This is a genomic window from Streptomyces sp. NPDC046887 (assembly GCF_040644755.1).
GTDB classification, from domain to species: Bacteria; Actinomycetota; Actinomycetes; order Streptomycetales; family Streptomycetaceae; genus Streptomyces; species Streptomyces lichenis.
The window spans coordinates 196548-218754 of the sequence record NZ_JBEYXH010000007.1 but is presented as its reverse complement, the minus strand read 5'-3'; the positions used below and the strand labels follow the sequence as shown (position 1 = coordinate 218754).

22 protein-coding genes are annotated in these 22207 nt (G+C 75.1%); 10 read left to right on the top strand and 12 right to left on the bottom strand.

Translation table 11 applies throughout. The features are described from left to right. The first annotated feature begins 93 nt into the window (after positions 1-93). The 3 genes from ABZ945_RS10450 to ABZ945_RS10440 all read left to right on the top strand — a co-directional run bounded on the left by ABZ945_RS10450 (position 94) and on the right by ABZ945_RS10440 (position 1589). Complete coding sequence (locus tag ABZ945_RS10450; RefSeq protein WP_361266717.1) at positions 94-507, top strand: RidA family protein; 414 nt, start codon at positions 94-96, stop codon at positions 505-507. Positions 508-713: 206 nt separating this feature from the next. After that, entirely contained in the window at positions 714-1130 is a 417-nt protein-coding gene (locus tag ABZ945_RS10445; RefSeq protein ID WP_361266773.1) for a MarR family transcriptional regulator, read from the top strand. Between the two features lie 48 nt (positions 1131-1178). After that, positions 1179-1589, top strand: a complete 411-nt coding sequence (locus tag ABZ945_RS10440) for a DUF6193 family natural product biosynthesis protein (protein ID WP_361266715.1) — start codon at positions 1179-1181, stop codon at positions 1587-1589. 21 nt (positions 1590-1610) lie between these two features. Here the strand turns inward: ABZ945_RS10440 and ABZ945_RS10435 are convergent, their stop codons facing one another. Continuing rightward, the gene (locus ABZ945_RS10435; RefSeq protein ID WP_361266713.1) at positions 1611-2387 is read right to left on the bottom strand and encodes a hypothetical protein; all 777 of its coding nucleotides are present in this window, start codon (positions 2385-2387) and stop codon (positions 1611-1613) included. A gap of 416 nt (positions 2388-2803) precedes the next feature. Between ABZ945_RS10435 and ABZ945_RS10430 the strand changes: the two genes are divergently transcribed. The 5 genes from ABZ945_RS10430 to ABZ945_RS10410 all read left to right on the top strand — a co-directional run bounded on the left by ABZ945_RS10430 (position 2804) and on the right by ABZ945_RS10410 (position 8788). Then, positions 2804-5764, top strand: coding sequence for a nitrate- and nitrite sensing domain-containing protein (locus tag ABZ945_RS10430; protein WP_361266712.1), 2961 nt, complete (start codon positions 2804-2806; stop codon positions 5762-5764). Further along, a complete protein-coding gene (locus ABZ945_RS10425) occupies positions 5761-6390 on the top strand; it encodes a roadblock/LC7 domain-containing protein (RefSeq protein WP_361266710.1) in 630 nt (209 codons plus the stop codon). Before ABZ945_RS10430 ends, ABZ945_RS10425 begins: the two co-directional genes overlap by 4 nt. After that, positions 6387-6827, top strand: a complete 441-nt coding sequence (locus tag ABZ945_RS10420) for a DUF742 domain-containing protein (RefSeq protein WP_361266708.1) — start codon at positions 6387-6389, stop codon at positions 6825-6827. The genes ABZ945_RS10425 and ABZ945_RS10420 overlap by 4 nt, the downstream gene beginning before the upstream one ends. Before the next feature lie 103 nt (positions 6828-6930). Next, the gene (locus ABZ945_RS10415) at positions 6931-7506 is read left to right on the top strand and encodes an ATP/GTP-binding protein (protein WP_361266771.1); all 576 of its coding nucleotides are present in this window, start codon (positions 6931-6933) and stop codon (positions 7504-7506) included. Between the two features lie 43 nt (positions 7507-7549). Further along, positions 7550-8788 (top strand): styrene monooxygenase/indole monooxygenase family protein, encoded by a 1239-nt coding sequence (locus tag ABZ945_RS10410; RefSeq protein WP_361266706.1) that lies wholly within the window; start codon positions 7550-7552, stop codon positions 8786-8788. A 25-nt stretch (positions 8789-8813) separates the two neighbouring features. Here ABZ945_RS10410 and ABZ945_RS10405 read toward each other — a convergent pair whose 3' ends face one another. The 5 genes from ABZ945_RS10405 to ABZ945_RS10385 form a co-directional block, all read right to left on the bottom strand. Continuing rightward, positions 8814-10082, bottom strand: a complete 1269-nt coding sequence (locus ABZ945_RS10405) for a C40 family peptidase (RefSeq protein ID WP_361266704.1) — start codon at positions 10080-10082, stop codon at positions 8814-8816. Positions 10083-10213: 131 nt separating this feature from the next. Continuing rightward, entirely contained in the window at positions 10214-10627 is a 414-nt protein-coding gene (locus ABZ945_RS10400; protein ID WP_361266702.1) for a cytidine deaminase, read from the bottom strand. Next, the gene (locus ABZ945_RS10395; RefSeq protein WP_361266700.1) at positions 10624-10899 is read right to left on the bottom strand and encodes a hypothetical protein; all 276 of its coding nucleotides are present in this window, start codon (positions 10897-10899) and stop codon (positions 10624-10626) included. The genes ABZ945_RS10400 and ABZ945_RS10395 overlap by 4 nt, the downstream gene beginning before the upstream one ends. 78 nt (positions 10900-10977) lie before the next feature. Continuing rightward, positions 10978-11700 (bottom strand): TetR/AcrR family transcriptional regulator, encoded by a 723-nt coding sequence (locus tag ABZ945_RS10390; protein WP_361266699.1) that lies wholly within the window; start codon positions 11698-11700, stop codon positions 10978-10980. A 72-nt stretch (positions 11701-11772) separates the two neighbouring features. Next, entirely contained in the window at positions 11773-12708 is a 936-nt protein-coding gene (locus ABZ945_RS10385) for a diiron oxygenase (RefSeq protein WP_361266698.1), read from the bottom strand. Between the two features lie 281 nt (positions 12709-12989). Between ABZ945_RS10385 and ABZ945_RS10380 the strand changes: the two genes are divergently transcribed. Next, the gene (locus ABZ945_RS10380) at positions 12990-13985 is read left to right on the top strand and encodes a hypothetical protein (RefSeq protein ID WP_361266696.1); all 996 of its coding nucleotides are present in this window, start codon (positions 12990-12992) and stop codon (positions 13983-13985) included. A 69-nt stretch (positions 13986-14054) separates the two neighbouring features. On the opposite strand, the gene ABZ945_RS10375 is transcribed toward ABZ945_RS10380, so the two are convergent. Both ABZ945_RS10375 and ABZ945_RS10370 read right to left on the bottom strand, forming a co-directional pair. Further along, the gene (locus ABZ945_RS10375; protein ID WP_361266694.1) at positions 14055-15515 is read right to left on the bottom strand and encodes a penicillin-binding transpeptidase domain-containing protein; all 1461 of its coding nucleotides are present in this window, start codon (positions 15513-15515) and stop codon (positions 14055-14057) included. Then, complete coding sequence (locus ABZ945_RS10370) at positions 15512-16963, bottom strand: FtsW/RodA/SpoVE family cell cycle protein (protein WP_361266692.1); 1452 nt, start codon at positions 16961-16963, stop codon at positions 15512-15514. The genes ABZ945_RS10375 and ABZ945_RS10370 overlap by 4 nt, the downstream gene beginning before the upstream one ends. 265 nt (positions 16964-17228) lie before the next feature. On the opposite strand from ABZ945_RS10370, the gene ABZ945_RS10365 reads away from it, so the two are divergent. Further along, a complete protein-coding gene (locus ABZ945_RS10365; protein ID WP_361266690.1) occupies positions 17229-18254 on the top strand; it encodes a questin oxidase family protein in 1026 nt (341 codons plus the stop codon). 19 nt (positions 18255-18273) lie between these two features. On the opposite strand, the gene ABZ945_RS10360 is transcribed toward ABZ945_RS10365, so the two are convergent. The 4 genes from ABZ945_RS10360 to ABZ945_RS10345 all read right to left on the bottom strand — a co-directional run bounded on the left by ABZ945_RS10360 (position 18274) and on the right by ABZ945_RS10345 (position 22207). Then, on the bottom strand, positions 18274-19524 hold the full coding sequence (locus ABZ945_RS10360) for a HAMP domain-containing sensor histidine kinase (RefSeq protein WP_361266688.1): 1251 nt from the start codon (positions 19522-19524) through the stop codon (positions 18274-18276). Then, the gene (locus ABZ945_RS10355; RefSeq protein WP_361266686.1) at positions 19524-20336 is read right to left on the bottom strand and encodes a hypothetical protein; all 813 of its coding nucleotides are present in this window, start codon (positions 20334-20336) and stop codon (positions 19524-19526) included. The genes ABZ945_RS10360 and ABZ945_RS10355 overlap by 1 nt, the downstream gene beginning before the upstream one ends. A gap of 485 nt (positions 20337-20821) precedes the next feature. After that, a complete protein-coding gene (locus ABZ945_RS10350; RefSeq protein ID WP_361266684.1) occupies positions 20822-21835 on the bottom strand; it encodes an NAD-dependent epimerase/dehydratase family protein in 1014 nt (337 codons plus the stop codon). Positions 21836-21967: 132 nt separating this feature from the next. Beyond that, positions 21968-22207: a zinc-ribbon domain-containing protein gene (locus ABZ945_RS10345; protein ID WP_361266682.1), complete on the bottom strand. Its 240-nt coding sequence runs from the start codon at positions 22205-22207 to the stop codon at positions 21968-21970.

The window sequence follows — 22207 nt, the reverse complement described above, 5'->3', positions numbered from 1 at the left end:
GGCACCGCGCCGACGGTGCCGACATCTTCGGCCGACGGCCCTCCCGCGGCAAAGCAGGTGCGCCCAAGCGGGCCCGGGCGGCAGACTCGGGGCATGACGACACCCGGCGAACGGATCACCCGGCTCAACCCCGAGGCCCTGCACGGGACACCCGGCTACCACCATGTCACCGTCGTGGAGGCGGGGCGGACCGCCTATCTGGCCGGGCAGTGCCCGATCGCCGAGGACGGGGTCGTGCCGGGCGGGATCGAGGCGCAGATCGACCAGGTGGCGGCGAACGCGCTCAGGGCGCTGGAGGCGGTCGGGGCGCGGCCGGAGGACGTGGTGCGGTCGGTGATCTATGTGTGCAGCCCGCGGCAGGACGTACTCGGGCAGACCTGGGAGCGGTTCACCAGCTCGGTGATCGGCGGCGCCTTCACCAGCGCGAGCACGCTGCTCGGGGTCGCCCAGCTCGGCTTCGAGGGGCAGTTGGTCGAGGTGGACCTCACCGTCGCGCTGCCCGGCTGACCGAATCCCTTTCGCGCTCTCGGGAGAGCGGACGCCGAGTGCCCGCGCCTGCGAAATACTGGGCGCGCTGCGGGGACGGCCGCCCGTGGCGGGGACGTCCGGCGGGCCGGGAGCGCGCGAAGGGTGCTGAGGTGCAGCAGAGCGGTACGGGGCGGGGTACGGCGACGGGCGGGGAGCCGCCGGTCCCGGCGGAGGAGCAGGAGTTTCTGGCGCTGGAGCGGGAGCTCGCGGTCTTCCTGCGGCGGGCCCGGGCCTCGTCCGGCGAGATGGCCCGCGAGGTCCATCCCGACCTGGAACCGGCCGCCTACGGGCTGCTGGTCCGGCTCGCCGACGCCGGCACCCAGCGCGCCACCGCCCTCGCCGCGTACTTCGGCGTCGGCAAGGCCACCATGAGCCGCCAACTCCGCGCCTTGGAGGACCTGGGCCTGGTCGCCCGCGACCCGGACCCGGCCGACGGCCGCGCCTCCCTGGTCCGGCTCACCGACGAGGGCCGCACCCGCTTCCACCGCGTCCGCGAGGCCCGCCGCGCCCGCTATATGCGCAAGCTCGCCGGCTGGGACCGCACCGAAGTAGCCGAACTGGCCCGGCTGCTGCACCAGCTGAACGCGGGCGCGGAGGACTGAGGCCGGGGCGCGGCCGCCCGAACGGCCGGGGTGCGCGAGGATCCTGTCATGGACAGGGACGCAGCGTGCGAGGCCGCGGTCGAAGCAGGTTGGCAGGCGGTACGGGACGACGGGCGCGTACGCCCCGAACTGCTGGAGGCGGCCTACGCGGAGCCCCGGCTGCGGCAGCTGTTTCCCTGGACGGGGATGGGAGAGCTCCACTTCAGCCGCTGCACCGGATGGGGGTGGACCTGGGACATCCCGTACGTGATGCCGAATGGGGACGTCTACCTCGTTGCCGGGCCGCTCCGCACCCAGGTGGTGGGGCCGGCCGCCACGGCGCCGCAGGCCGTCGCCATGGTGCTGGACCGTCTGCCGGCGGACTGCGGTCCCGCCTTCGCCGGCACCCCCGAGGAACTCGCGGCTCACGAGGCCGCGGTGGGCACAGAGCGCGCGGAGAAGGGCCGGAGCGCCGGCTGAACGCCCGGCGACAGGATCCGCTCACCACTCCACATACGCCGCCGTGGCGTCGTCGTGCCGCTTGCCGAGGACCGGGGCGTCCTGGGCCTCCTCCAGGGCGCGGACCCGGGCGATCAGGGCGCGGGTGCCCTCGGTGCGCAGGAGCTCCAGGCAGTCGGCCCAGCCGCCCGCGCCGAAGACCTCCGTCCAGCGGGAGGCCCCGTCGGACAGCGCGCCCAGGGCCGCGACCTGAGCGCGCGGCACGGTCCCGGTGACCGCGCGGGCCGCCACCGAGGGGTCCGCGGCGGCGGTGAAGAAGCCGCCCTCCCGGTTGCGTACCGTCGAGTCGACCACCGCGTGCGAGACCAGCGCCGAAGCCGGCAGCCGGGCCAGCCGGTCGTCCAGCACCGCCCGCACCGCGCCCTCGGGCGAGCGGAGCAGCAGCACCGAGTCGGCCAGTACCAGGTACTCCACCTCCAGCGCGTCCCAGCGGGCCACGACCACGGTTGCCTGGGGCGTACGAACGTGAGAAAGGTCACAGGTGGCGCGGTGGGCGTCGGCGGTTCGGCGGATGGCCTCGGCCAGGATCTCGGGCAGGGTCAGATCCTCGCGCGCGGCGCACAGTTCGGTCAGCGCGCCGCCCAGCCGGGCGGTGAACCAGGGGACCGAGTGCGTGCAGCCGTCGTCGTCCAGCGGCGGTGTGACCCCGTCCAGCAGCACCAGCGCACCCCCGTGGCCGGACGCGGGCGCCGCCACCGACACCCAGTCCTCGTTGGGGCGTTCCGGGGCGGCCGGGGCCGAGGAGAGTTCAGCGTGCATACGGGCAGTCTGCCGCAGCGGGCCACGGCCGCCGCCGGGTGGGGGTATCGGCAGGTCAGCGGGGTGGAGAGGGGCTACCGGCCGGTCACCGGCCGGGTTGCGGGCGGGCATCCTGCCAAAGGCCGCGCGGACCTTCAACCCGCGTGCGCGGCCGCCCGCGCGCCGGGCACCGCCCCGAGTTGTTCGCCAACTCCGGAGTGTTGTTCACTCGTTCAGGTGGCCAAGTGGCTGACGCGTGCCTCCCCCCGCGCCCGCGCTGCCAAGGTCTGAAGCCGTACCAGAGGTGGGACGCCCGGGAATGACCGGCCGTCACCTTCTGCCCCATGGCCGGACGACCGTAGGGGCAGGCCACCTCATGGGCGGATGAGCTGTGCGAACGAGTTGTTGCGGACGAGTTGTGCGGACGAATTCCAGGAATGCGAGCATCGGTGCAGAAGCGCAGTGAGACCCCCGGCGACCCCCACGCACCGGGCGGCCGCCGCAAGCGCGTACGGAGCCGGCTCGTCATCGGCGTCGCCCTCACCGGCCTCACCGTCCTCGCCGCCGGCGCCCCCATGCTGCTCACCGCCTCCCAGGACCTCAACGACTCCCAGCGCCTGGTCACCCGGGCCGAGCTGAACCGGCAGGCGGTCACCCTCGCCCACTCCCTCGCCGACGAGCGCGACGACATGACGGCGTATGTCGCCGCGGGGCGCGGCAAGACCCCCGAGGGTGAGACGGGGGGTACCAAGCGCACCGCTGTGGACTCGGCCCTCAGCGCCCGCGTGGACCGGCAGATCGCCGAGATCCGCGCGGCCGCCCCGGCCGAGCTGCGCCGCGAACTGGCCGGGGTGCCGGACATCCGGCGCACCGCCCGCACCGGCACCGACACCGCCATGGCCGCCCACCGCGCGTACACCAAGGTCGTCGGCCGGCTGCTGACGCTCTCCACCGAACTGGCCGACCGCGTCCCGGCCCGCGCCGCCGAGGCCGGCTCCGGCGCCCGCGCGCTCACCGAACTGGGCCAGGCCACCGACCAGGCCTCCGCCACCCGCGGCCTGCTGCTCGCCGCGCTCGCCGTCCCCGGCGGTGACGGCGGGAAGAACGGCGGGCGCACCGTCTACGACCCGGGCACCGGCACCTTCGTCCCGGTGCCCGACCCGGCCGACGAGACCGCCGAACGCACCAGGAACGAACTCACCGCCGCCGCCCAGCAGTCCCGGGTCCGCGAACAGGCCGCGCTCGGCGACTTCGGGCAGACCGCCCCCGCCGCCGCCCGCGACTCGCTCTCCGCCACCGTCACCGGCCCCGAGGTCAAGGCCGCCGAGGACGCCCTGGCCCGGCTCACCGACCGCCCCGAGCTGAGCGAGTCCGAGCAGGGCACCGACCCCGAGGGCCTGGCCGCCTCCCTCACCGCGCGGATCGAGCAGATGCGCGGGGTGGAGTCCGCGCTCGCCACCGACGAGATCGCCCGGATGGAGCGGCTGCGGGACGACGACGTCACCGGCCTGGAGCTCCGGGTCGGTGTCCTCGGCGCGCTGCTGCTGCTCGCCATCGCCATCTCCACCGCCGTCGCCCGCAGTCTCACCCGGCCGCTCTCGGTCCTCCGCCGGGGCGCCGCCCGGCTCGCCGAGGCGCCCGCCCCGCAGACCGAGGAGCCGGTCCGCTTCACCGGCCGCAACGACGAGTTCGCGCAGGTCGTACGGTCGATCAACACCCTGCACGGCAAGCTCGCCGTCCTCGCCGACCGGGCCTCGGCCGCCCCCGCCGCCGCCCCGGCGCCCGCCGCCGCCCCGGCTCCGGAGGTACGGGACGGGGCCGCCCGGGCCGCCCGCAAGCGGGCCGAGGCCGCCGAGCGCGAGCGGGACGCGCTCGCCGCCGAACTGGCCGCGCACCGCGCCGAGGCCGCCGAGCACACCGCCGAACTGGCCGCGCTCACCGCGGAGCTGGCCCGGCTGCGGGACACCGCCGAGCACACCTTCGTCAACCTCTCCCTGCGCACCCTCGGCCTGGTCGAGCGCCAACTCGGCGTCATCGAGAAGCTGGAGGAGCGCGAGCAGGATCCGGACCGGCTCGCCACCCTCTTCCGGCTCGACCACCTCGCCACCGTCATGCGGCGGCACAGCGAGAACCTGCTGGTCCTGGCCGGCCATGAGCACCACCACGCCCACCAGGGCCCGGTGCCGCTGGTCGACGTGGCCCGGGCCGCGGTCAGCGAGATCGAGCGGTACGAGCGGGTGGTCCTCCAGTCCCTGCCGCCGCACGCCCATGTGGCCGGATTCGCCGCCGACGACCTCAGCCATCTGCTCGCCGAACTGCTGGAGAACGCCACCTCGTTCTCGCCGCCGGACGCCAAGGTCCAGCTCTCCGGCTGGCTGCTGGAGAGCGGCGAGGTCATGCTCTCCGTGGAGGACACCGGCATAGGGGTCCCCCCGGAGCGGCTCGCCGAGCTGAACGCCTGCCTGGCCGACCCGGCGACGCCCACCGAGATCGCCGCGGACCCGGACGGCGACTCCGGTACGGGGCTGGGGATGCGGGTCACCGCGCTGCTCGCGGCCCGGCACGGCGTACGGGTGGAGCTGCGCGCCCAGCAGCAGGGCGGGCTCACCGCGGTCACCGTGCTGCCGCCCACCCTGCTCGCCGAGGCCCCGCCCGCCGAACTGCCGCCGTCCGTCCCCGCCGACCTCTCCGGCCCCGCGCTGGCACAGCCCGGCTCGGTCGCCGAGGCCAACTCCCACACCCTGCCGGGGGCCCGGCCCCGCCCGGAGGCCGGCGCACCGGGAGTCGTCGGCGGGCACGAGGCGCGCGGCGCCGCAGAGGAGTCGGCCGCCGACGACCAGTCGGCCGAGACGTCGGAGGCCAACGAGGTCGGCGAGACGGCCGAGGCGTCGGTCACAGAGGGGGCCGCCGATGTCCCCGAGGCCGTTGCCGCACCCCACGACACCACCCAGCCCGAGACGACCCTCCAGGTCCGGCTGCCCCGGCCCGCCACCGGGGCACCGGACGAGGCCCACGCCCGGGCGGACGAGGCCCCCCAGGCCGCCGCCGCGAGCGAGGAAACGCCCGCCGTCGACCCGGCGGACGAGGACGAGCACCACCGACCGCGTGAGCCGAAGTGGGAGCGGGTCACCGACAAGGGGCTGCCCAAGCGGACGCCCCGCGCCGTACCGCAGTCCGCACCGCCCGCCGGGCGGGCCGGCGGGGTGGACGCCGAGGCGCTGCGGCGTCGGCTGGGCGGGTTCCAGCAGGGCGCCAGGGACGGGCGGCGGGACGCGGAGGCCGAGATCGCGGGGGAGCGCGGCACCGAAGCGGTGGCCGGCCAGGCCGCCCCGGCGGCACGTGAGTGGACCGTACACACCGAGGACACGGGGGACACAGTCGAGGAGGCACGCGGTTGACTGCGACGACCGGCACCAGCACAGGGACAGGAACGGCCGTGTTCGGGCCGAGCCGTGAGGCGAGAAACCTCCAATGGCTGCTCGGCAACCTGGTCGAGGAGGTGCCGGGGGTCCGTTCGGTCGCCGTGGTCTCCTCCGACGGCCTGCTGCTGCTCTCCTCCGACCCGGTGCCGGACCCCGGCGGCGACCGGCCCCTCACCGGACGCGCCCAGGCGCCCACCAGGCCCGGGCCCGGGCAGGAGCCGGACGGCCCGCTGCCCTCCCGGGACGCCGCCGGGCCGCGCGGCTCCACCGCGGACCTGGCCACCATCGTCTCCGGGATCGCCAGCCTCACCATCGGCGCCGCCAAGCTGATGGACGGCGGGGCGGTCAAGCAGACCATGGTCGCCATGGAGGAGGGCAGCGTCTTCGTCATGTCGATCAGCGACGGCTCGCTGCTCGGGGTGCACGCCACCCCCGACTGCGACATGAGCGTGGTCGCGTACCACATGGCCCTCTTCGTCGGCCGGGCCGGACACGTCCTCACCCCCGAAGTCCGGGGCGAGCTGCGCAAGTCGTTGGAGTCCCCGGAATCACCGGGATCGGCGCAGGCGCAGTCGCCGGCCTCGCTGGGGGAGGCCCGGTGACCGCCGTCGGCGCGATCGGTGCGGCCTTCGCGGGCGCCGGACGGCTGCCGGTACGCGGCGGGGACCGGCGGCCCGCGCGGGTGCGCCCGTACTCGCTCACCGGCGGCCGCACCCGCTTCGGCCATGTCCTGCTGGTGGAGACCCTGGTCGCCGCGCTGGAACCGGCGAACGCGACCAACGCGACCCAGGTGGCCGACGGCCGGACCGCCCCCGCCCGGGGCATGCCGGAGACCCGGGCCATCGTGGAGCTGTGCCGCCGAATGCGCACGGTGGCCGAGATCTCGGCGCGGCTGAGGATGCCCCTGGGCGTGGTCCGGGTCCTCCTCAGCGACCTCGCCGACCAGGGAAGGATCCGCGTGTACGGCACCGGCCACGGCGCCGGCCGCCCCGATCGCGCGCTGCTGGAAAGGGTGCTGAGTGGCCTCCGCCGTCTCTGAGATACAGCCGCTGGACCGCCCCGGGCCGGGCACGGCCCCCGGCGCCGACCCCGATTCCGATTCCGGCCCCGACTCCGGCCCCGATCTTGCCCCCGACGACGGGGTGCAGCCCTGGCAGCTCGACCACACCCGTGCGCCGGTGGCCACCAAGGTCGTGGTCGCGGGCGGCTTCGGAGTCGGCAAGACCACCTTCGTGGGCTCCGTCTCCGAGATCACCCCGCTGCAGACCGAGGCGCTGATGACCCGGGCGAGCGAGGAGACCGACGACCTCACCGGGGTGCCCGGCAAGACCACCACCACGGTGGCGATGGACTTCGGCCGGATCACCCTCGACGACGACCTGGTGCTCTACCTCTTCGGTACGCCGGGGCAGCAGCGGTTCTGGTTCATGTGGGACGACCTGGTGCGCGGTGCGATCGGCGCGGTGGTGCTGGCCGACACCCGCCGGCTCACCGATTCCTTCCCCGCCCTCGACTACTTCGAGAGCTGCGGGCTGCCGTATGTGGTGGCCGTCAACCACTTCGAGGGCAGCGAGCTGTTCGAGGCCGAGGACGTCCGCGAGGCGCTGACCGTGCCGCCCGAGGTGCCGGTGGTCGTCATGGACGCCCGGCGGAAGGTCACCGTGGTCGAGGCGCTGCTCGCGCTGGTCGCCCGGGCGCTGGAGACCACCCCCGAGTAGCACTCGCCCCGTACGTTTTCGTAGAGAAAGAGACCAGACCGCGATGCGGAAGATACTCGTCGTCGGAGCCGGGCAGTCCGGGCTCCAACTCGCCCTCGGCCTCCAGTCGCGGGGGTACGAGGTCACCCTGATGTCCAACCGCACCGCCGACGAGATCCGGTCCGGCCGGGTCATGTCCACGCAGTGCATGTTCCACACCGCCCTCCAGCACGAGCGCGACCTCGGACTGAACTTCTGGGAGTCCGAGGCGCCCCGGATCGAGGGCCTCGGCGTCTCGGTCGCCGCCCCCGACGCGAGCAGGGCGGTGGACTGGGTCGGCCGACTCGACGGCTACGCCCAGTCCGTCGACCAGCGGGTGAAGATGGCCGGCTGGATGGAGGTGTTCGCCCAGCGCGGCGGGCAGCTCGTCGTGCACGGGGCGGCCGTCTCCGACCTGGACTACTTCGCCCGCACCTACGACCTGGTGCTGGTCTCGGCCGGAAAGGGCGAGCTGGTCTCGCTGTTCGAGCGGGACGCCGACCGCTCCCCGTACGCCGAACCGCAGCGCGCCCTCGCGGTGGCCTATGTGCACGGGCTGGGCCCGCGCCCCGAGCACCCCGAGTTCGACGCGGTCCGCTGCAATCTGGTGCCGGGCGTGGGCGAGCTGTTCGTGATGCCGACGTTCACCATCAGCGGCCGCGCGGACATCCTGTTCTGGGAGGGGCTGCCGGGCGGCCCGCTGGATGTCTTCCAGGGGGTCAGGGACCCCTCCGAGCATCTGGCGCTCACCCTGGAGCTGATGGAGCGGTACACCCCCTGGGAGTACGCCCGCGCCACCAAGGTCGAACTGACCGACGCCGGTGCCACCCTGGCCGGCCGCTACGCGCCCACGGTGCGCAAGCCGGTGGGGCACCTGCCCGGCGGCGGGCTGGTGCTGGGCGTCGCGGACGTGGTGGTCGCCAACGACCCGATCACCGGCCAGGGCTCCAACTCGGCCGCCAAGTGCGCCGCCTCCTATCTGGAGTCCATCGTCGAGCACGGTGACGCGCCCTTCGACGAGGCGTGGATGCGGTCCACCTTCGACCGGTACTGGGACACCGCGCGGCATGTCACCAAGTGGACCAACGCCATGCTGGCCGCCCCGCCCGAGCACGTACGGAACCTGATCGGCGCCGCCGGCCAGCTCCCGCCCGTGGCCGACCGGTTCGCCAACGGCTTCAACGATCCGGCCGACTTCGAGGAGTTCTTCTACGAGCCGGCGAAGGCCGAGGCCTACCTCGGCTCGGTCGCGGCCGCCGGCTGACGGCAGCGCGCGGGCGCTCGCGGCCTCAGGCGGGCCCACCCTCCGTGTCGTACCCCTCGTCGGAGCCCGCCGCCGCCCCGGCAGGCAGCTCCGGCGGGGTGTAGCCGGTCAGCGGGCGGTCGGCCGGATCCGGGCGTACGGCGCCGAGCAGCGGGTTCGCGGCCAGCGGCGAGACCTTGACCCGGCCGCCGGGCCTCGGCGCCTGGATGACCTTGCCGTCGCCCAGGTAGAGCGCCACATGGGTGGCCTTGGGGAAGTAGACGACCAGGTCACCGGGGCGCAGCGAGCGCAGCGGCACCCGGGGCAGGGTGCGCCACTGCTCCTGGCTGGTGCGCGGGATGGCCCGCCCGGCCGACGCCCAGGCCTGGGAGGTCAGCCCGGAGCAGTCGAAGGAGCCGGGGCCCTCGGCGCCCCAGAGGTACGGCTTGCCGATCTGCCCGGCCGCGTACGCCACCGCCCGCGAGCCGAGCGCGGAGGGCGCGGCCCCGCTGTCCGGGTCCAGCTCACCCGCGTCGACCAGGGCCCGCTGGGCGCCCGCCGTCTGCGCCGCCTCCAGCGCCGCCAGCCCGTCCACCTGCTCGGCCGACAGCCCGGCCAGCATCCGCTCGACCTCCCGCAGCCGGACGGTGACCCCGTCCCTGGCCTGCTTGCGCCGGGCGGCGAGGGTCCGCTCCCGGTCCAGGGCGGTACGGGAGGCGGTGGCCAGCGCCCCGGCCCGCTTCTCGCCCTCGGCCAGCCGCGCCACCAGCGCGGCCCGCTCCCGCGCGGCACGCCGCACCACATGGTTCTCGGTCAGCGCGCGGTCGGGATCGCGGGCGAACAGCAGCCGCAGCGCGGCCGGCAGCGCGGTACGCCCCTGGTACTGCGCCCGGGCCAGCCGCCCCGCCTCGGCCCGTCCGCGCGCCAGCGCCTCCCGGGTCCGGGTCAGATCGCCGGTCAGCTCGTCGGTACGGGTGCCGAGGGCCTTCAGCTCCTCCTCGGCGGCGTTGTACGCCTCGGTGGCCTCCTCCGCCTGCTGGTACAGCGTCCGCAACCGCCCCAGCATCCCGGCCACCGACCCCGGCGCCAGCTGGGCCACCGCCCCGGGCGCCTCCTCGGGTGCCATCCCAGCGGCCCCCTCGGGCGCTTCCTCGGCCACCGACCCCGGCGCCATCTCGGGGGCCCCGCCCCCCTCCGCCGTCCACGAGGGAACGGGTTCCGGGTCGGGCGCCGGCGTCGCCACCGCCGACGGGGCGGTCGGCAGGGTGGCCGCCAGCGCGAGGGCGCAGACCGTCCGCAGAAGCCTTCCTGACATCACGTCACCTCCGCACGGATGGTGCGTGACCAGGCGGCGGCAGATCATATGACTAGCGCTCGACTACGCCACCCGGCCCACCACGGCCACCCGTCCGGGCGCTCGCCGTCATCGCCCAGCCGACGGCCCCTTCACTCGGCATCGAGCTGATGATCGGCCCAGACGTAGCTCTCCGGCAGCAGCTCCGCCACCGGCACCGCCCGGACCCGATCGCCCGCCCCGACGATGACCCTCAGACCCGGGAAGTAGTCGAGCAGCACCTGACGGCACCGGCCGCACGGTGGGACCACTCCCCGGTCCCGGTCGCCCACGGCGACGATCGTGTCCAGCTCGTACGCGCCCTGGGCGGCGGCCGCGCCGATCACCACCAGCTCCGCGCAGGGGCCACCGGTGAAGTGGTAGGCGTTCACCGCCGTGACGACCCGGCCGTCCCGGGCGCGGGCCGCGGCGGCCATGGTGTGCTCGTCGCCCCGGCAGCGGGTGCGTGCCACCTCCGCGGCGGCCTGCACGAGCGCATGGTCCAGCGGGTCGAGCGGTGCGGTCATGCCTGCCGCCTCGGCTTCGACCAGGGCCAGCGGATCTCGCGTGGCGGGCGGCCCTCGGGGGCGTACTCGTACTTCCAGCCGCGCCGCAGACCGAGCCGCCTGGTGTGGCCGGCGGCGACCCGGCGGTAGGCGTACACGGTGGGCGGGCCGCCGTCCTCGGCCGGGACGGGGACCTGGTACCAGGCCGGCGGGTGGCCGGTGGGGCCGGTCAGTACCGGCAGCACCTCGCCGTCCAGCGGGCCGCCGGTGAAGGGGGTGTTCTCGCTACGCACCCGTCCAGTGTCACAGCCGCCGTCGCCCGGTGTCACCGCAGGCCCGGCCCCCGTCGTCGTCAGCCGGGGCCGCCGCCGTCAGAGCAGATGGGCCCCGTCGGCCACGACCGGGAGCACCCGGCGGGCCAGGGTGCCGACCGGGCCGTCCGCCGACTCCTGGGCGAGCAGCGCGGCGACCGCCGTGGCCGTCTCCGGGTCGGTGGCGGCCGTCGCGGTGAGCAGCGCCACCAGATGGTCCACCAGCCAGCCGCGCAGCTCCCCGGCGGCCGGGCGCTTGCCCTCGTCCAGCCAGATCAGCGAGGTCGCCTCCACCGCCGCTATCCAGGTGCGCACCATCATCCGCAGCCGGGGCCCGGGGGAGTGCATGCCCAGGTGGAAGAGGATCTGCTCGGCGGCGGCCCGGCGCACCTCGTCCACGATCGCGGTGGTCCGGGAGGTCTCGGCCACGCTGCCGCCCCGCAGCAGCGCGCTGAACCCCGCGTCATGCTGGTCCACGAAGGCCAGATAGCGGTCCAGCACCCGGGTCAGCCGCTCGGTGGGCGGCCCGGCGGGCGGTTCGGCGAAGCACAGCTCCAGCTCGTCGGCGGCCGAGCGGAGCGCCGCCTCGTACAACTCCTGCTTGCCACCGGGGAAGTAGCGGTACACCAGCGGCCGGGACACCCCGGCCGCCTCGGCGACCACATCCAGCGAGACGTCCTCGGGCGCCTGGTGGGCGAAGAGGGACAGCGCCACCCCGAGCAGCTGCCGACGGCGCTCCTCGACACTGAGCCGTCGGTACGCGGGGGTGGCGGCACTGGTCATGTCCGCAGCGTAACCCCGGCCCGCCCCGGACCGGCGGGCGAAGGCCGTACGCACCCGGTCCGCCCCCCCGCTTCAGGCCAGCAGCCCGGAGCGGCGCCACATCGCGCGTCCCGGGCCGCGCAGCACCCCGATGTCGTCGAAGAAGTCGGTCAGCCGCTTGGCGCCGGACTGCATGACCTCCCGCCGGTGGCCGCTGGCCCGCACCTGGGCGACGGCCTCGCGGCGGTCCAGGCCCACGTTCTCGTACACCTGCGGGTTGACGAAGCAGACGGAGAACACCTTGGCGGCGTTTCCGCAGCTCAGCCTGGTCAGCTCCTGCTCCCAGCGCGGGGCGGTGACCATCTGGCGGCGCAGCTCCTCGCGGGCGTAGCGGACGTGCCGGGCCTCCTCCACCACATGGATACGGGTCACCCCGCGCACGATCTGCTGGACCCGCTCGTCGGGGAAGGTGAGCCGCTGCATCCAGTCGAGGATCTCCTCGCCGAGCAGGGTCGCGGCGAACGAACCCGGGGTGGTGGAGACGGTCTTCAGGAAGCGGGCGAGGTTGTGGTAGACCCGGGGCACCTGGTACGCCGGGGCCTCGCCCTTCTGGATCATGCGGGCGAACATCATCGAGTGCCGGCACTCGTCGGCGATCTCGGTGAGCGCGTAGCGGACATGGTTGCTGGTGACCGACTTGTCGTAGATATGACGGACCAGCAGCTGCATCAGGATGATCTCGAACCAGATGCCCAGCGAGGCGAGCGAGGCGGCCTCGTGCCGGGCCAGGTCCATCCGCTGCTCCTCGGACATCCGCCGCCACAGCGGGGTGTCGTAGAGGGAGAGCAGCTCCGGCGGCCAGAACCACTTGCCCGGCTCGGGCGGCGAGTCCCAGTCGAGCTCCTTGTCGGGGTCGAAGGAGTGCTTAGCGGACGCCTCCAGCAGCCGGGCCGCCACCTGCTCCCGGTCCCGGAGCGGCCCGAGCGCGTCGCTGAGCAGGCGGATGTCCTGTTCGGTCACGGCGGTCATGACGTGTGCACCTCGCGGCGGGTCGGGTGGGATCGGTGGAGTTACCGGTGGTCACCTCTTATGAGACTGCCTGTCAGCAAGCCCGTCAATGCCTTGTGCGGGACTTCCTCGTACGGGACGTGCCCGGTCGGCAGCGGCGCCCTGGCCCCGCGCTCGCGCCCCGGTGCCGTCCCGGCCGAACCGCCCTCCTCGTCACAGCCGTAGCCGCCTCGGCCCACCCGGCCGACCATCACCGCCCATGGCCGTCATCGCCGTCCGTCCGGTCACATAGTCTGACCGGCATGAGCATGCCGCCGCCTCCGCCCCACCAGCCCTCCGACCAACCGCCCCATCAGCCGAGCGGCCCCTACGGCCCGTACGCCGGTGGGCAGCCCCAGCCCGGGCCCTACGGGCAGCCGGGGCCCTACGGGCAGCAGCCGGCTCCCGGGCCGTACGGGCAGCCGCCGGCGCCGGGGCCCTACGGCGGGGTGCCGCAGCAGTACCCGGGAGGCGGGCCGTACGGCGGGCCGGGTGGGCCGATGGGGCCGCCGCCGCGGCGGAAGCGGGGCGGGATGGTGGCCCTGCTGGTCATCGGCGGGCTGGTGCTGCTCGGCTGCCTCGGCTACGGCGTGAAGATGATCGTGAGCGGGGCCGACGGCGGCGACTCGGCCAAGCGCGGCTCCTCCGACGGCGGCAGCACCGGCCGTGACTCCTCCCGTGACTCCTCCCGCGGCGGCTCGTCCGGCGGCGGTTCCTCGAACGCCTTCCCGGCCGCCGAGTACAAGCTGACCGTGCCCAAGACCCTGCTGGACGGCGAGTACACCCTGCTCCAGGACATGAGCAAGACCGAGGGCTCGAAGCTGACCCAGGAGTCCACGTCGAACGCCCGGGCCGACGGCGCGGCCATCGGGCAGTACACGGCGCAGGGCGCGAGCGGCGGCAAGGTGGTGGTCCTCTCCGGCTTCTACGGGCAGGTCAAGCGGCCGGACCAGGAGCGCGGCTCGGTGCTGCGGGGCGCGGCCACCGCGGAGAACGCCCGAGTGGAGCAGCCCGCCCAGGACGTCACCCCGGCCGGTGCGGACACCACCGTCGAGTGCGCGGTGCTCTCCGCCGCCGGGGCCGAGGCCGGCCAGCGTGTGCTGTTCCCCATGTGCGCCTGGGGCGACGAGAACACCGTGGCGGGCGTGGCCTTCATGGACACCGCCCGGCTGGACAGCAAGGCGGGCGACTTCGACCTGCCCCAGGCCGCCAAGGACACCCTGAAGATCCGCACCGAGACCCGCGCCCCGATCGGCTGAGTCGCCCCGGTCGCGGGCGGCGGCGGCCCCGATCGGCTGCGTACCGCTGAAGCGAGAGCCGCCCCCGCGTCACCGCCCCCGTAGCGCCGCCGCCATCACCGCGCGGGCGATCGGCGCCGCGCTGCCGCCGCCGCTGATGTCCTGGCGCTTGGCCGCCGCGTCCTCCACCACCACCGCGACCGCCACCGCCGGGCGCACCTCGTCCGGGTCCTTCGCCCAGCCGATGAACCAGGCGTACGGGGTGCCGATGTTGTCCATACCGTGCTGGGCGGTGCCGGTCTTGCCGCCGACGATCGCCCCGGGGATGGCCGCCCGGCGGCCGGAGCCGCGCTCCACCGCCTCCACCGTCAGCCGCTGGAGCACCCGCGCGGTCGTCGGGCGCATGGCCCGCCGGTAGGAGGTGCGCAGCTGCCGCCGTACGGTGTCGCCGTCGGCCGTGGTGGTCCGCTCCACCAGGTACGGGTGGGCGATCTCGCCCTCGTTGGCGACCGCCGCGGCCACCATCGCCATCTGGAGCGGGGTGGCCCGGGTGTCGTACTGCCCGATGGACGACAGCGCCAGCCGGTCCACCGTCAAGTCACGGTCGAAGTGGGACCGGGCCACCGCCGAGGGCACCCGCAGCGAGCCGTCGTTGAAGCCGAACCGCCCCGCCGCCTCCAGCATCCCGGACAGCCCCACCTCCACCCCGAGATGGGCCATCACCGTGTTGCAGGACCAGCGGATCGCGTACGCCAGTGAGGCCCTGCCGCAGCCGGTCGCCTCGTTCGGCAGCCGGGTGCGGGTGCCGGGCAGCAGATACGGTTCCGGGGCATCCGTCGGGCCGTCCGGGTCCTCGACCACCCCGGACTCCAGCGCCGCCGCGGCCGTCACCAGCTTGAAGGTGGAGCCGGGCGGATAGGTCTGCCGCAGCGCCCGGTTGAGCATCGGCTGGTCGGTCCGGGCGTTGAGCCGGGCCCACGCCCCGGTAGCCCCCCTCCCCGTACCGGAGAGCGCGGACGGGTCGTAGGAGGGGCTGGAGACCAGGGCGAGGATCCGCCCGCTGGAGGGCTCCAGGGCGGCGACCGCCCCGCGCTTGCCCCGCAGGCCCTCGAAGGCGAGTCGTTGCAGCGGTTCCTCGATGGTGGTCTCGACGTTCCCGCCGGGCGCGCGGGTGCGGCTGAACTCCCGCCAGAGCGGCAGCGCGGTCAGCATGGCGCTGGTCCCGGCCAGCACGGTGTCCTCGGTGTGCTCCAGCAGGGTGGTGCCGTAGGTCTGCGAGGAGTAGCCGGTGACCGGGGCGTAGAGCGGTCCGTCGGTGTAGGTCCGCTCATGGCGCAGCCGCCCCCCGGAGTCCCGGGAGCCGGTCACCGGCCGCCCGCCGACCAGGATGTTCCCGCGCGGCTCGGCGTAACGGGCCAGCGCGGGCCGCCGGTTGGCGGGGTTCTTGTCCAGCACCGGTGCCTCGACCAGCTGCACCCGGACGGCGTTGACCAGCAGCGCGGCGAGCAGCAGCAGGCAGAGACCGGCGGCCCGGCGGATACAGGGGATCACCGGCGGGCCTCCGCACGACCCACGGCGGCGGCGGGGGCGCCGGTCAGGGTGGGCGGCGGGTCCGGGGCGCGGGCCGAGTCGCTGACCCGGACCAGCAGCGCCACGATGATCCAGTTGGTCACCACCGACGAACCGCCCTGCGCCAGGAACGGCATCGCCATCCCGGTCAGCGGGATCAGCCCCATCACCCCGCCCGCGATCACGAACACCTGGAGCGCGGGCACCGTGGCGAGCCCGGTGGCCAGCAGCCGCCCGAACGGGTCCCGCAGGGCGAGCGCGGTGCGGTAGCCGCGGGCCACGAACAGCGCGTAGAGCAGGAACAGCGCGGTCAGCCCGACCAGCCCCAGCTCCTCCCCGGCGGTGGCCAGGATGAAGTCGGACTTGGCGGCGAAGCCGATCAGCACCGAGTCGCCCCGGCCCAGCCCGGTGCCCAGCATCCCCCCGGCGGCGAACGCGAAGAGCGACTGGGCCAGTTGGCCCGGCCCCTGCCCCGCCTCGATGGAGGCGAAGGGATGCAGCCAGTCCTCCACCCGGCCGTGCACATGCGGTTCCGTGCTGCCGACGGCGAACGCCCCCGCCGAGGCGAGCAGCAGGCCCACGGCCACCCAGCTCGCCCGCCCGGTCGCCGCGTACAGCACGATCACGAACATCCCGAAGAACAGCAGCGAGGTGCCGAGGTCCCGCTCCAGCACCAGCACCCCCACACTCACCAGCCAGATCGTCACCACCGGCCCGAGCACCCGGCCGGCCGGCAGCCGCATCCGCCCCAGCGGTCCGCCGTCGCCCCCGGGCAGCGCGTTTAGGTCGCGGTGGCCGCGATGGCCCCGGGCGGCCAGCGCGTCCCGGTTGGCGGCGAGATAGGCGGCGAAGAACACCGCCAGCAGCACCTTGGCGAACTCGCCCGGCTGGAAGGAGAGCGACCCGACCCTGATCCAGATCCTGGCCCCGTTCACCTCGGGGAAGAGGATCGGCACGGCGAGCAGCAGCAGCGCCGCCGCACCGCACACATACGCGTACCGCTGGAGGGCGCGATGGTCGCGCAGCGCCGCCACCACGCCGATGAACAGCGCCACCCCCAGGGTGGACCACACCAGCTGGGTGGGCGCCGCCCGGTCGGCCGGGGTCTCCAGGTCCAGACGGTAGATCAGGACCAGGCCCAGCCCGTTGAGCAGTACGGCGATCGGCAGCAGCAGCGGGTCGGCGTACCGGGCGCACAGCCGTACGGTGAGATGCGCGAGCAGCGCGAGCAGCCCCAGCCCCGCCCCGTACCGGGCGGCATCCGGCGGCACCACCCCGTCCCGGGCGAGGCCGACGGCGACATAGCCGTAGACGGCGATCAGCACGGCGCCGACGAGTAGGCACAGCTCCACCCCCCGGCCCCCGCGCACCCCGCGCGTCCCGCCGGGGCCGGTGGCGTCGCCGTGGCCGGTCGGTGCGATGGCGGTCATGCCGGGAACCTAGCAAGAGGGGGATGATATGTCCGGTATGCGGCACCTTTGGGGTGGGGCGACGGGGCATACGGCAGCCGGCCCCCGGCCCCCGGGTCCCCAGGGTCCCCAGGGTCCCCGGATTCTTCATCCAGGACTCTCCATCCGGGGCCCTCGGTCCAAGGTCCCGGCATCGCTGGTCCCCCGGCCCGACGTCGGGCACCGGCCATCCGGCGCAGGATGGGCAGCGTCCGGAACGCCCACCCACCAGGACCGCGAGGCGACGATGACGACCACCGAGGACACCAGCGGCACCCTGGACGAGGCGCTGGAGCGGCTGCACCGCACCGGGCCGGAGTTCCAGGGGTGGCTGAGCAACCACGGGCCGATGGTGGTGGAGGCGCTGGTACGGGGCGGGCAGTCGCGGCGGGTGCACCGCTGGCTGGACCACTACCAGCGCAGGCTGCACGAGATGCCCGCCCGCACTGAGGAGGTCACCCCGGAGAACTGGCGGGAGGCGCTGGGCGACCCCGCCCGGATCACCGACTGGACCGACCACTTCCGCTGTGAGATCGCCGAGCGGCCCTGGCGCGAGGTGCTCACCGAGTGGTGGCTGCGGCTGCTGCCCGGCATCGCGGCCGGCGCCACCCACCCGGTCATCCGCACCGGCCACGCCGTGCACGCCTTGCTCGGCGGCGAGGAGACCGGGCCCCGTACCGGGGAGCTCGCCCACGCCCTCGGCTACTGGGCGGCCCGCCACCAGCCGCTGCCCCCGCTCACCGAATGGCCGGCCCCCGCCGGGATCCCGGCCGCCCTGGACGCCGTACGGCCCGTCCCGCACCAGGAGGGCGGCATCACCGGCCGGCTGGACCAGCTGACCGGGCTGCCCCAGGCGCCCGCCGCCGACGGCCCGGAGCAGGCGCGGGCGCGGCTCACCGAACTGGTCGCCGCCGCGACGCACCGCTACGGCACCCACGGCCACGGCGAACCGGTGATGCTGGTCCACGCCGCCACCGCGCCCAACGCCGTACTGCGCACCCTGCCCGCGCTGCCCCGGGAGCTGTGGCCGGCCTCGCTGGCGGCGGCCTGGAGCGCCTCCGCCGCGGTGACCGCCGCCTACACCCCGGCCGTTCCCCGGGCCCTGGCCGCTCCCCGGACCCCGGCCGACGCCGGGGAGCTGCTGGCCCGGGCGGCGGCGCACGGCGACGACCATGCCATCAAGTTCGCCGACACCGCGCTGTCCGTGGGCGATCCGGCGGCCTTCGGCGCGGCCCTGCACGCCCTGGAGCTGATCCCCCCGGCGGACGACTGACCATCGCCCCCCCTGTGAGTCAGTCGGTCAGCTCGCGGAGGGTCAGCCGGGCGACCGCGCCGCCGCTCGGCGCGTTGGCGAAGGACAGCTCCGCGCCGATGACCGCCGACTGGCCCGCCGCGATGGTCAGACCCAGCCCGTGCCCCTTGCTGCCGCTCTCGGTGCGGAAGCGCTGCGGGCCGTGCTCCAGCAGATACGCCGGAAAGCCCGGTCCGTGGTCCCGTACCGTCACCACCGGCCCGTTCACCACGACCACCACCGGCGGCCGGCCGTGCTTGCGGGCGTTGGCGATCAGGTTGCCGAGCACCCGCTCCAGTCGCCGCCGGTCCGTCTCCACCCGGGCGTCCCGCACCACCCGCACCCGGACGTCCCCGTCACCCGCGGCCCGTACCGCGCGCTCGGCCAGCGGACCCAGCGCGCACACCTCCGCGTCCAGTTGCTCCGAGCCGGTGTCCAGCCGGGAGATCTCCAGCAGGTCCTCGGTCAGCGCGCGCATCGCCCGCACCCGGTCCCGTACCAGCTCCGCGGGCCGCCCCTCGGGCAGCAGCTCGGCGGCGGCCCACAGCCCGGTCAGCGGAGTGCGCAGCTCATGCGCCACATCCGCGGTGAACCGCTGCTCGGTCTGCAGCTTGCCCTGGAGGCTGGAGGCCATGGTGTCCAGCGCCCCGGAGACCGTCGCCACCTCGTCCTTCCGACGGGACGGGTCCCCGCCGCGCGGATCGCCCACCCGGGCGTCCAGATCGCCCCGGCTGATCCGCCGCGCCACCTGCGCCGTCAGATGCAGCCGCCGGGTCACCCGGGTCACCGCGAAGGCGCCGAGCACCAGGGTGGCCCCGATGGCCAGCACCGAGGAGCCGACGATCGCCTGGTCCAGCCCGCTGATGGTGCCCGCGCTCTGCGAGTAGTCCAGCCGGACCCCGAGCGCCCGGCCGTCCGCCGGTCCGGCGGCCCACATGGTCGGACGGCCGTCGTGGTCGGCCACCACCGTGCCGCGCTCACCACCGGCGGCCAGCTTCCGCAGCGAGGGCGGCAACCCGGCCGGGTCCACCCCCGCGTACGAGGGCAGCGGGTCGCCCGCCTCATAGGCCCGGGTGACGTCCTCCAGCCTGCCCAGCGCCTTCTCCCGGGCCGTGTCCACGGTCTGCCGGGTCACCGAGGCGTGCACCAGCGCGCCCAGCATCGCCGCGAGCGCACAGCACATCACGGTGATGAAGGCGGCCGCCTTCCAGGTGAGCGTCGCCGTCCAGGCCGGCAGCCGGGGCACCCGCATCACCGCGCCCCGGAGGGGGAGGCCTCTGCCGACGGAGAGCCGGACGGAGAGCCGGACGGGGTGCCGCTACGGGACGGCGACGGGGAGCGGGACGGCTTGGCGCTACGGGACGGGGCCGGCCGGACCCGTACGATCTCGTCGCTCGCCGGGAGCATCGCCCGCTGGCGGGCCTCCCAGGTCCAGGTGGTCCGGTACTCGTAGCCGGGGATGCCCGCCGAGACCGCCCGGACCACCAGGTTCCGCCCGGCGATCTGCACGCCCACCACCTGGTCCTCGTCCGACAGGATCCGGTTCAGCCCGCCGCGCTCCGGCATATAGACCCGCAGCCCGGTCTGCTGCTCCTCCATCTCGACGGCGACGATCAGCTCGTCCCGCCCGTCCCCGGTCAGGTCCCGGTAGTACGGCCGCAGCACCGGGCACTGCGCCGGGCGCTCGCGGCACTCGCGGATTCGGCGGACGGTCGTCCGGTAGACCCCGTCCTCGCCCCGGAACTGGTTCGGATCGGCCTTCAGCTCCGCCTGGACCACCGCCACCGGATCCGCCGTGCGCACGTCCCCGCTCGGCAGCCGGATGCCCGGGACCCGCTCGGTCTCGCCCTCGCCGTAGTCGTACGGGGGAGCGGTGACCGGCGGCAGGTCCGGCCAGAGCCGCACCGGCCCGGCGGCCGTGGGTGTCGGCCCGGCGCTCTCCAGCCCGCCCGCGTCACCGCACCCGGTGAGGACCGCCGCCGACAGCAGAACAGCGGCCCGGACCGCCGTACGCGTCCTACGGGAGCGGGGCGGAGTGGCCGTTGGCGGCGGGCGGCGGCTCACGTGCGCGGTGCTCCTCGTGCTGGCGACCCCTTCCGGTGGGGACGGCGGGGCGGATGATCTGATCCGCCGCCCACCTTATGGCGCGGGAACCTCATGTGGAGGTTAGGTGCCTTTTGTCCACAGCCGGTCACCGCGCCTGACCGGAGCCGCCCGACCGTCTCCCGGCCGCCTGCGCCCGGCCGTCTGCCGGCAGGTGCCCCGCCCGGCCGCCGCCCCCGGCCGTCTCCTGGCCCCTGCGCCCGGCCGCCGTGCCCGGCCGTCTTCTGGCCCCTGCGCCCGGCCGCCGTGCCCGACCGTCTCCGGGACGCCCTCTGGTGCCCGGGCCGCCGCCCCCGGCCATCTCCTGCCCCCTGCGCCCGGCCGCCGTGCCCGACCCCGTCTCCGGGACGCCCTCTGGTGCCCCGGCTGCCGCCCCTGGCCGTCTTCTGGCCCCAGAGCCCGCGGCCGCCGGGCACCCGGCCGCCGCCCCTGGCCCGTCTCCCGGCTCAGTGTCCCCGGTCCTCCGGGCCGACGGCCCGATACGCGTCCAGCAGCTCCCGCTCCCGCTCGGCGCTGAGACCGGCGCGGCGGGGGCGGTCCAGGCCCTCGGCGCGCTCCCACTCCAGGGTGTCGGCCAGCAGCTCCGCCACCGGGCGGTTCCGCAGCCCGGCGGCCCGGGCCGCGGTGCCGCCGCGCGCCGAGAAGCCCTCCCACCCCGGCATGACCGCCCACATGGCCAGCGACTCCTCACCCATGAACTGCTCCACCCCTTGCTCCAGCAGCCAGTCCCGCCCGGCGCCCACCACCGGGCCGGTGTGGCCCCCGGCGGCCCGGGACAGCTCGACCCACTCCCCGAACGGCACGACCGGGCCCACCGCGTCGAAGGTGCCGGTGGTCCCGGCCGTTGCGGCGTCCAGCAGCCAGGCCGCCAGGTCCCGTACGTCCACGGCCTGGGTCGGCACGTCGGGGGTGGCCGGGACCAGCATCGGCCCGTGCGGGTCGCGCGCGGCCCGGGCCGCCCAGTAGCCGGTGCGCCCGGTGTGGTCGCCCGGTCCGCCGATCAGCCCCGCCCGGGCGATCAGCAGCCGGTCGCCGACCGCCGCGGTGGACGCCTGCTCACAGGCGACCTTGGCCTCGCCGTAGCTCTCCCGGGCCACCTCGGCACGGTCCGTCGGGTCGAGCAGCGCCGCCGACTCGTCGGCGCCCACGACCGCGTGCGAGGCATACGCGCTGACGGACGACACATACGTCCAGTGCCGGGTCCGGCCGCCGAGCGCGTCCAGCGCCTCCCGGACGAAACCGGGCTGCCAGGACACCTCGATCACCGCGTCCCAGTCGCGGTCCAGTAGCGGCGCGTACGCGGCCGGGTCCCGCCGGTCCGCGACCACCAGCTCCGCACCCTCGGCGATCTCCCCGCTCTCCCCACGGGCCAGGCAGGTCACCCGATGGCCCCGCGCCACCGCCTGCCGGGACAACTCCCGCCCCAGCCAGGCCGTTCCACCCAGAACCAGCATCTCCATGGCATCCATGGAGCCAGCCAAGCACCCACCCGGCCCCCGCCCCCAGCGGACTTCGCCGACAGCGGACCCCGTTCGCCCGGAGCGGATCACCCGCCTGTCCGGGCGAGGCGACCGCCGCCGCCCCAGAGGCCGTCAGACCGCCCCGGCGAGCAGCCGCTCCGCCTGCCCGGAGTCGAGCTTGCGCTCCGCACCGCAGGCCGTGCACTGGGTGCGGTAGGAGGTGGAGACCCGGAACAGCGGTACGAAGAACAGGGTGAACTTGGTGGTCCGCTTGCGCAGCGGATGCGCCACCTGGGCGCCGCAGTTGCCGCACACCAGGCTCAGCACGGCCAGTTGCCGCAGATACGCCTTGGTACCGAAGAGGACGAGCAC